A 7,494-nucleotide genomic window follows, 5' to 3' on the forward strand; every position below is an offset into this window, starting at 1 on the left:
ATCATTTTGTCGGAACGACTTCGTATGCTTTCAGGTGAAAGATGCGGGGTAAAACATCCAATATCCGCGTGATCATTTTTTACCCACAAATCTTTTACCTGCCCGCCGCCGATCAAGACCGTCGCGTAAGACAGCAACCTTTCAACCCCGCAAATTTTCTCCAACGAACACGGATTCCCTTTTAGCCCGCCAAGCATCTTTCTGCCGTTCATTTTTCTGCCGATACCGTGGCCCCGGTTTCCGTACCGGGTTGGCGGAAGACGCCGGATCGGAATCCGGCGCTACGAAATCGCAGGCGGGCCGCGCTGGTTGGATTCCGGTCACGGGATGCTTGAGACGGTCGACCAGCGAGCCGCCGCCCCGCTATTCCTGCGGGAGTTGCTTGATGCGGATGTTGCGATACATGAGTTCGGCCCACTCGGCCTGGAGGCCGATACGGCCCTTTTCCAGCGGGATGGATGTGCCGTCGTCCTGAAGCTGAACCAGGTTGAAGGTTTCCAAAACCACTTCGCCGTTCAGGATGAAAGTCGCCTTTTTCGAGCCGTGGATGTGGAGTTCCATTTGATTCCACTCCCCTTCCGGCTTCTCCTTGCCCAAGCCCGTCCGGATGCTCTTGCCCGTCACACGTTCCGCCTTCGGGTCATAGAAAATTCCGGTCGCGGGGGTATCGGCACGCAACTGCTTGCCCAGCACAAAGAGGTCGCCGGTATGGAAGCGGCCGTCGCGGCCCTTGGCATCCGGCTTGTCGCCGGGCGACTCGCCCATCTGCATTTCCATGCTCAGGGGCCAGACCTTCTTGAGGTTTCCATGCACATGGAAGAGTAGTCCGGCGTCGCGATCCCAATCCGCGCGCGGCGCAAAACGGTTTTCCACCCAGCGGTATTCGAGCTTGAGAATGAAATGGCTGAACTCGGCATCGGAAACCAGACAGTCGTTCACTTGCGTGGACCCCGGCTCGCGCCCGGCATAGACATGGATGGCCTGCTCCCCGGCATTTACCGAGAACGCGCCATGGTCGCCCTCGCCGGCACCGCGGGCCGCGCTCCAGCCCGCCAGCGTTTTGCCGTCGAACAGCGGCTTGAATCCCTCGTCGGCCGCAAAAACCGAGAGGGCGACAAACAGAGGCAACACGCAGATTTTTTTCATCGTCCAGATTCCTCGTTGAAGATTTTTAAACAAAGCCGCCGCTTCCGGATGGAAACAACCGCGCACCAATTTGCATGGTCAATAGATACGTTGCACCCGGCGATTTTACGACACCAATTCCCATCTTCCACCGGGTCCATGCCTTTTGTGGAGAACGGCCCTCGCCGAGTGCCGGGTCTTTAACCCGATAACCGGGATTTTTCAGGAGGGGATTCTGCAAAAAAACGCTTTGCCGGCGGCAGTCGCTATTCTTCTTCGTAGGCGATTTCAATGCATTTGGATTCGGTGACGATCATATCCATCTGCAGATCCTGTTCATCGAAGGGGATCTCTTTCATGCACTGGAAGTCGAAACAGATTCCAACGCGCAGGGCGTTGTAGAGCGGAAGCAGCTCGGCATAACACTCCTGCTCGCGTCCGATGCGCTCGCCGGTGTGCGCAAAGGCAATCCCCGGAACCAGAATCAGGTCGAGTTCGTCCTGCTCGGCAAAGACGGGGTCGACGGGCTCAACGCCGCCAAAGCGGTTGCGCTTGAACGTCTCGTTCATTTTGGCCAGCCGGTAGACGCCGCGCTGTTCATCGAACGCCGGGATGTAAAAGGTGCGCCCGGGATCGGTCATCATCCGGGCGATGTCGACTTCGTCCGGCAAGGGGGCATAGGCACCGATCTTTCGGGCATCGATGTAGGCTTGCTGCCGTTTCAGTCGCTTGACGGCCACGAAGCCGTTGGCCTCGAGAATCGGCATTCCCATCCCCGCCTTCATGGAGGCCACATAATCCCGGATTTCCGCTTTAGTCATTTTACCTTCTCCGTTTCGCACACCCTGCATTTTTTCACGGGGCCGAGTCGAGTAGGCAGGGCAAAAAAAACGGCGTGGCGACGGAGGCCGGCATTTCGCGGGCAACGCTTCCGGGCGCAGCCACCGCGTCAGGAAAGGGTTTCGAGCATCCGCTCCAGCAGCTCCGGCGCCGGCCGCCCCTGCGCAAAGCCGGCCAATGCTTCGCGGGCGGCAGAAACCTCCGCCGCCAGCGCCTGTGGCTTGCCGGCGAGGAACGCGGTCAGTTCATCTTCCGCAACCGGATAGCCGAACAGGTCCAGATCCCCGCGCAACTTCAATGCAAGTTCTGCGAGGGAGAGCTCTTCGGCCAGCCCCTCGATGATTTGGAACAGGATGTACTCCGCAACCCGCTCGTCCCCCTTCTCGCTCAACCAATACTTGAAGCCGCAGTAGTCGAACCGCTGCTTGGCGCAATCGGTAATCGCGGCCCACACTAAATCTTCCGCTTGTCTCATCGTCGAATCCTTCTCCCATCCGTTTTCCCAACCCCGGCAAACCTTGCTCGGCCCGAAGGGATTTTGCAACGAAGATGCGCCCTTGCGTTGCGCCGGCGGGGAATGTCCCAAACGCCGCACGGCATTCGTCCCTTTAAGCATGCAGAAAAAAACCAAATGCTGGAGCGTGTTGTTGCTCGCCGGACTCCTGGGCAGCGGCAGCGAAGCCTTCGAAGATCGGTTCAAAGCCGCCGATGCCCAGGCGGCATCCGCCCGTAAAGCGGCCCAAAAAGACGCCGAAGACGCCATGAAATCAAGCAAGATGCCCTACGGCGAGTTGCCGGCGGCGCTGGCAGAGCTGAAGGCAAACGGCAACTGTTCGCCGGCGGAATTCTACGCCATGTACAACACGCTCTGGCGGCTGCTCAATCCGGGCACGGCCAAGAAAAACGCCGACACCGTGGCGGCGGTCACCCGCACGCTGGAGGGCGTACCGCAGGCGGCCGTCGGCCCGAACAACAAGCTGTCGCCCATCAAGGAACCCCTGGCGGCCCTCAAACTGGTTCACGACTGCGCCCTAACAACCACCCTCCCCGCGGATAGGATCGAGAAGCATCCTTCCGCCGACCTTTTCCCCGGAGCGGTTCCCGCAACCGCCCCGCGCGTGGAGCGGGAGTTGACGATTGACCTGGCCCACTGCGGCTACATCGGCACGGGCCTCTACGCCCCCGCAGGCGAGACCATCACCGTCCGGGTGCCGGCTCAATTGGCACAGGCGGGCGCCAAGGTGGTGATTGGCCTGCATCAGGCCACCCTCGACCTGGTGCGGCACAAGAGCATCCGGCGTGCGCCGAAAATCGACCGGAGCTTCGATATTTCAGCGGCGGAAATCCGATGCGTCAGTGCGTTCGGCGGCTTGGTCTACATCCATCTTCCGGCGCCGAACGCCGACGTGAACCTGAAAAAGGGCGACTATCTTGGCCCCACTCCGTGGGCCCCCGCCCCCCACCCGGTCGCCATCCGGATCGACGGCGCCGTTGAAGCGCCCGTGTTCCAACTTGGAAAGACCGATCCCGCCGCGTGGAAGCAACGCATCCGCAACCGGCCCGCGCCGTTTGCCGAGCTGGGCACCGACCAGATCGTCTTCACCCTTCCGTCGGAATTCGTCCGCGAACTCGAAAATCCCGCCGAGGTGCTCGAAACGTGGAACGAGATCCTCGCCTCGGCCGCCGCACTGGCCGGAACCGCCCAGCCCCGCCCCAACCCGATCCGCTTTCTGATCGATGCGCACGTCAACTGGGGCGCGGCCTATGCCTCCTACCCGATCGTTGCGCCCTACGGATGGGTCGACGCCATTGTTGAAGGCAAGGCCAACTGGGGACATGTCCACGAAATCGGCCACCTCCACCAGCAGCGCGCCTGGACCTTCTACGGTTGCGGCGAGGTTACCGTGAACCTGTTTTCGCTCTACGCGCTGGAAACGGTCTATGGCGACGTATCCCGCCGCCAGCCTCAAAACCTGGCCAACACGCTGAAGGAATGGTTCGGCCAGCCCAAGGCCGACCGCACCTGGGCAGGCAAAGGCCATCCCGGAAAACTGACCTGCTACATGCAGCTGATCAACGAGTTCGGCTGGGTGCCGCTCATCGAAGTCATCCACTCCTACCGCCCGGAACTCGACCAATGGAACAACCCCAAAGCGGTCGGCGAACTGGCATGCGCCAGCGAATTCGTGGTGCGCCTCTCCAAGCAAACCGGGCGCAACCTCTACCCGTTCTTCGACGACTGGGGCCTGCCGCTCGATCCGGCGGCCGGCGCCCGCGTTGCCGATCTCCCCGTCTGGAATCCCAACGCCCCCGCCAACCAGGGTTCCTAGTTCGGCGCTCCGGCGGCCTCATCCGACCGGGACTTCAGGTAGTCGTCGATCAGCCAGCGGGCGATGGTGGAATGGCCGGGAATATCGGGCAGGGTTGCCGGCGCGTACCATCCGGCATCTTCGATTTCCGACGGATCGATGCGGATTTCTCCGCCGGCATAATCGGCTTTGAACCCGATCATGATCGAGTGCGGAAAGGGCCAGGGCTGGCTGGCAAAATAGCGGATGTTGGCAATTTCGATCCCCGTCTCTTCGCGGACCTCGCGGGCCACGCACTGCTCCAGCGTTTCGCCGGGTTCGAGAAACCCGGCCACGACGCTGTAGAGGCCCGGCGGGAAACGGGGACTGCGAGCCATCAGCAGCTCGTCGCCCTTGGTTACCGCAACGATCATGCTGGGCGAAACCCGCGGATAGCTCATGTGTCCGCAAGCCGGGCAGACCATCGCCCGCTCCGTGTCCGACGGCGCGGTCGCCGCGCCGCACCGGGAGCAAAACCGATGGTTCTCGCGCCACGTCAGAATCTGCGAGGCATAGCCGATCAGCGAATAGAGTTCGTCGGAGATTTGCGAATGGAGGCCGCGGATTTCGTTGAAGCAATACTCGCGGGAATCGGTTCTGGCCACGAAGCAGGGGGCGCCATCCAGCGTCCCGAGATAAACCGACTGTTCATCGGGACCCTGCCGGGGAATCGAATCGTCGGCGTTCAGCGCAAGGGTTCCGTCGTCCCGAAAAAGGAGTGCCCATGCGGACGACGGGTTGACCGGAGGGATGATGGCGGGTTCGAATTTCATGGTTTAAAGGATCAGCATGCAGTCGCCATGGCTGAAAGCCTTACGACTTCCGCTCGTGCCGGATTACTTCGAGTTGTTTGATGGTTTCAATGTCCTTCGGGCGCCCCATTGCTTTTTTGGCGGTGAGATTATCCACGCTTCTGGTCCATTGCGGCGCGCAGTTTTTTCATGGTGTTAAGCGTTCGGTCGTGCCGGCGGAGCCGTTCGGTCGGGCTAAGGCGCAGGTTTGCCCGGATCAACGAAAGATCGATTCCGTAGGCTTGCGCGTCTTCATGAACTGCCGTCTGCTTTTCCATGCCCGAACCTTAAGCCGCCCGAAGGCGGAACGACAACCCTTTCTTTAAAGGATCAGCATGCAGTCGCCATAGCTGAAGAAGCGGTACTTTTCGGCCACGGCGGTTTCGTAGGCCTGGAGCATCAGCTCGCGCCCGGCGAAGGCGGACATCATCATGAGCAGGGTCGATTTCGGCAGGTGGAAGTTGGTCAGGATGGCATCGACGTTCCGGAAGGCGTAGGGCGGATAGATGAAAATATTGGTCGAGCCTTCGGCGGCCTGGATTGCGGGAATGCTTTCGAGGGTCCGAACGCTGGTGGAGCCGACGGCGACGACCCGGCCACCGCTCGCCCGGGCGGCGGCAATCGTGGAGGCGGCTTCCTCGGAAACCCGATACCGCTCGTAGTGCATTTCGTGGTCGGTGATGATGTCCGCCGAAACGGGGCGGAAGGTGCCGAGGCCGACGTGCAGGGTCAGCTCGGCCTTGGATACGCCCTGCTGGGCCAGTGCTTCCAGCAGTTCCGGCGTAAAGTGGAGCCCGGCGGTGGGCGCGGCGGCGGAACCGGGATTTTTCGCGAATACGGTCTGGTAGCGGACTTTATCCTTTTCGACCTGCTCCGGGGTCTGCTCCTTGCGCGCGATGTACGGCGGCAGAGGCGGCACCCCCTCCTCGTCGAGAATTTCCATCAGCGGGCGGTCCGACTCGATTTTCAGCACCGCTTCGCCCAGCTCGCCGTCTTCGAGCATCGTGGCGCGGGCCTTGCCGGAGCAGAGCGAGAGCGCATCCCCCGCCTTTGGACGGCGCGAGGTTTTCATCAGCACCTTCCATTCGCCGGGACGGATTTCTTCCAGCAGCAGGAGTTCCACCTTGCCGCCGGAGGCCGCCTTGTGGCCGAAGACCCGGGCGGGAATCACTTTGGTATTGTTGAGCACCAGCACATCGGGCGCGCGCAGGTATTCGACGAGGTCGGCAATGCGCCGGTGCTCGATTTGGCCGGAGTCGCGGTGCAGCACCATCATGCGCGCGAGCTCGCGCCTTTCCGGCGGGTGCTGGGCGATGAGCTCAGGGGGCAGATCATAGTTGAATAGGTCGGTTTTCATCTGGTAACTTCCAAAGCCGCTGAAGGATACGCGCCTACGAGAGGAAATAAAGATGAAACCGACCATGACTTCGCCCCGCAAACAGGGTTTCTCGCTGATCGAACTGATGGCCGTGATCGTGGTCATCGCCATTCTCATCACGCTGGTCTCCCCGCAGATCGGCAAAGTCCAGCTCCGCGGCAAGCTCACCCAGCAGGCCCATCACGCCAAATCGATCGTCGAGGCGATCATCGCCAAGGAATCCGCCAGCCGCTTCAATTCCGGCTGGCCGCAGAGCGACCCCGACGGCGACGGCGAAACCTCCTACTCGTCCTCCAACGACTTTCTGGCCGATCTGGTGGAAGGCGGATTCCTGGACGTCGACTACACCTTTTTCGCGGGTCCCGGCATGACGCCCGCCCGGTCCGAAGCCGAGTTCCGCTCCGGCGGCGATTCGGTCAACGCCTGGTGCATCGTACTCGACGTCAACGACACCACGCCCGGCAACTTCCCCGTCGTATATCTCAAGAACATGACCGACATCAACGCGCAATCCTTCGGCGAAGATGTCGCCCCCTTCGGAACCAAGGGGTTCGCCTTCGCCACCAAAAACGGCGAGGCCATCTTCGTGGAAAAGGGCGACATCGAGGAAATCGGAAACCTGCAGGCCATTTTCGATCTGGGCGACGAAACCAGCGTGCAGGCTTTGGAACCCCAGTAACCGCGGCGGCTCCGGTTTTGCGGGTACGCGAAGCGCGGCAAAGCCAACCCGGTACTCCGCTGAAAACCAAGCCGATCAAAACAGGACCGCATCGCGGCCAGATTTGATGTGTCGCTTTCTATCCTCGTGATGAGGGGGATTGAAAGCCCCCGTTCTACCGCCGACAGGGCCAAACTGAATTTACAGAAGAGGTGTTACCCCCTCGTTGCAGTCAATACTCGTTTAGGATGAGAAGGAGAGACTGGTATGAATACGTTGAAAAACCTTGGGTTGATTTTGTCGGTCGGACTCGTTTCGAGCCTGTGCGTTACCCGTGCCGCCGAGTTGATGCCG

The 7,494-nt window shown here is 60.9% G+C and carries 9 protein-coding genes; 2 read left to right on the forward strand and 7 right to left on the reverse strand.

The genetic code is table 11. The annotated features are described in order from the left end of the window. From ABYO54_RS11525 to ABYO54_RS11540, 4 genes are all read right to left on the reverse strand, one after another. On the reverse strand, nucleotides 1-212 hold a 212-nt coding region (locus ABYO54_RS11525), incomplete at its 3' end, for a hypothetical protein (protein ID WP_372808399.1). 151 nt (nucleotides 213-363) lie between these two features. After that, nucleotides 364-1,146 carry a DUF1080 domain-containing protein gene (locus ABYO54_RS11530; protein WP_372808400.1) on the reverse strand — a complete coding sequence of 261 codons (783 nt, stop codon included), beginning with the start codon at nucleotides 1,144-1,146 and terminating at the stop codon, nucleotides 364-366. Between the two features lie 245 nt (nucleotides 1,147-1,391). Next, nucleotides 1,392-1,946, reverse strand: a complete 555-nt coding sequence (locus tag ABYO54_RS11535; RefSeq protein WP_372808401.1) for a 5-formyltetrahydrofolate cyclo-ligase — start codon at nucleotides 1,944-1,946, stop codon at nucleotides 1,392-1,394. Nucleotides 1,947-2,074: 128 nt separating this feature from the next. Continuing rightward, complete coding sequence (locus tag ABYO54_RS11540; RefSeq protein WP_372808402.1) at nucleotides 2,075-2,440, reverse strand: hypothetical protein; 366 nt, start codon at nucleotides 2,438-2,440, stop codon at nucleotides 2,075-2,077. A 139-nt stretch (nucleotides 2,441-2,579) separates the two neighbouring features. Here ABYO54_RS11540 and ABYO54_RS11545 point away from each other — a divergent pair, with 139 nt between their 5' ends. Continuing rightward, nucleotides 2,580-4,295 carry a M60 family metallopeptidase gene (locus ABYO54_RS11545; RefSeq protein ID WP_372808403.1) on the forward strand — a complete coding sequence of 572 codons (1,716 nt, stop codon included), beginning with the start codon at nucleotides 2,580-2,582 and terminating at the stop codon, nucleotides 4,293-4,295. Here ABYO54_RS11545 and nudC read toward each other — a convergent pair. From nudC to queA, 3 genes are all read right to left on the reverse strand, one after another. Continuing rightward, entirely contained in the window at nucleotides 4,292-5,086 is a 795-nt protein-coding gene (gene nudC, locus ABYO54_RS11550; RefSeq protein WP_372808404.1) for an NAD(+) diphosphatase, read from the reverse strand. The two genes, ABYO54_RS11545 and nudC, sit on opposite strands and share 4 nt — an antisense overlap. Before the next feature lie 128 nt (nucleotides 5,087-5,214). Further along, nucleotides 5,215-5,382 carry a hypothetical protein gene (locus tag ABYO54_RS11555; protein ID WP_372808405.1) on the reverse strand — a complete coding sequence of 56 codons (168 nt, stop codon included), beginning with the start codon at nucleotides 5,380-5,382 and terminating at the stop codon, nucleotides 5,215-5,217. A gap of 44 nt (nucleotides 5,383-5,426) precedes the next feature. Further along, nucleotides 5,427-6,461, reverse strand: coding sequence for a tRNA preQ1(34) S-adenosylmethionine ribosyltransferase-isomerase QueA (queA, locus tag ABYO54_RS11560; protein ID WP_372808406.1), 1,035 nt, complete (start codon nucleotides 6,459-6,461; stop codon nucleotides 5,427-5,429). Nucleotides 6,462-6,513: 52 nt separating this feature from the next. Here queA and ABYO54_RS11565 point away from each other — a divergent pair, with 52 nt between their 5' ends. Then, on the forward strand, nucleotides 6,514-7,161 hold the full coding sequence (locus ABYO54_RS11565) for a type II secretion system protein (RefSeq protein WP_372808407.1): 648 nt from the start codon (nucleotides 6,514-6,516) through the stop codon (nucleotides 7,159-7,161). Nucleotides 7,162-7,494 lie beyond the last annotated feature (333 nt).

Source organism: Pontiella sp., assembly GCF_041622395.1.
Classification (GTDB): Bacteria; Verrucomicrobiota; Kiritimatiellia; order Kiritimatiellales; family Pontiellaceae; genus Pontiella.

Excerpts from the sequence above, each read along its gene's own strand:
- nudC (WP_372808404.1), bottom strand. The coding sequence starts at position 5,086 with ATGAAATTCGAACCCGCCATCATCCCTCCGGTCAACCCGTCGTCCGCA.
- ABYO54_RS11540 (WP_372808402.1), bottom strand. The coding sequence starts at position 2,440 with ATGAGACAAGCGGAAGATTTAGTGTGGGCCGCGATTACCGATTGCGCC.
- queA (WP_372808406.1), bottom strand. The coding sequence starts at position 6,461 with ATGAAAACCGACCTATTCAACTATGATCTGCCCCCTGAGCTCATCGCC.
- ABYO54_RS11555 (WP_372808405.1), bottom strand. The coding sequence starts at position 5,382 with ATGGAAAAGCAGACGGCAGTTCATGAAGACGCGCAAGCCTACGGAATC.
- ABYO54_RS11545 (WP_372808403.1), top strand. The coding sequence starts at position 2,580 with ATGCAGAAAAAAACCAAATGCTGGAGCGTGTTGTTGCTCGCCGGACTC.
- ABYO54_RS11535 (WP_372808401.1), bottom strand. The coding sequence starts at position 1,946 with ATGACTAAAGCGGAAATCCGGGATTATGTGGCCTCCATGAAGGCGGGG.
- ABYO54_RS11565 (WP_372808407.1), top strand. The coding sequence starts at position 6,514 with ATGAAACCGACCATGACTTCGCCCCGCAAACAGGGTTTCTCGCTGATC.
- ABYO54_RS11530 (WP_372808400.1), bottom strand. The coding sequence starts at position 1,146 with ATGAAAAAAATCTGCGTGTTGCCTCTGTTTGTCGCCCTCTCGGTTTTT.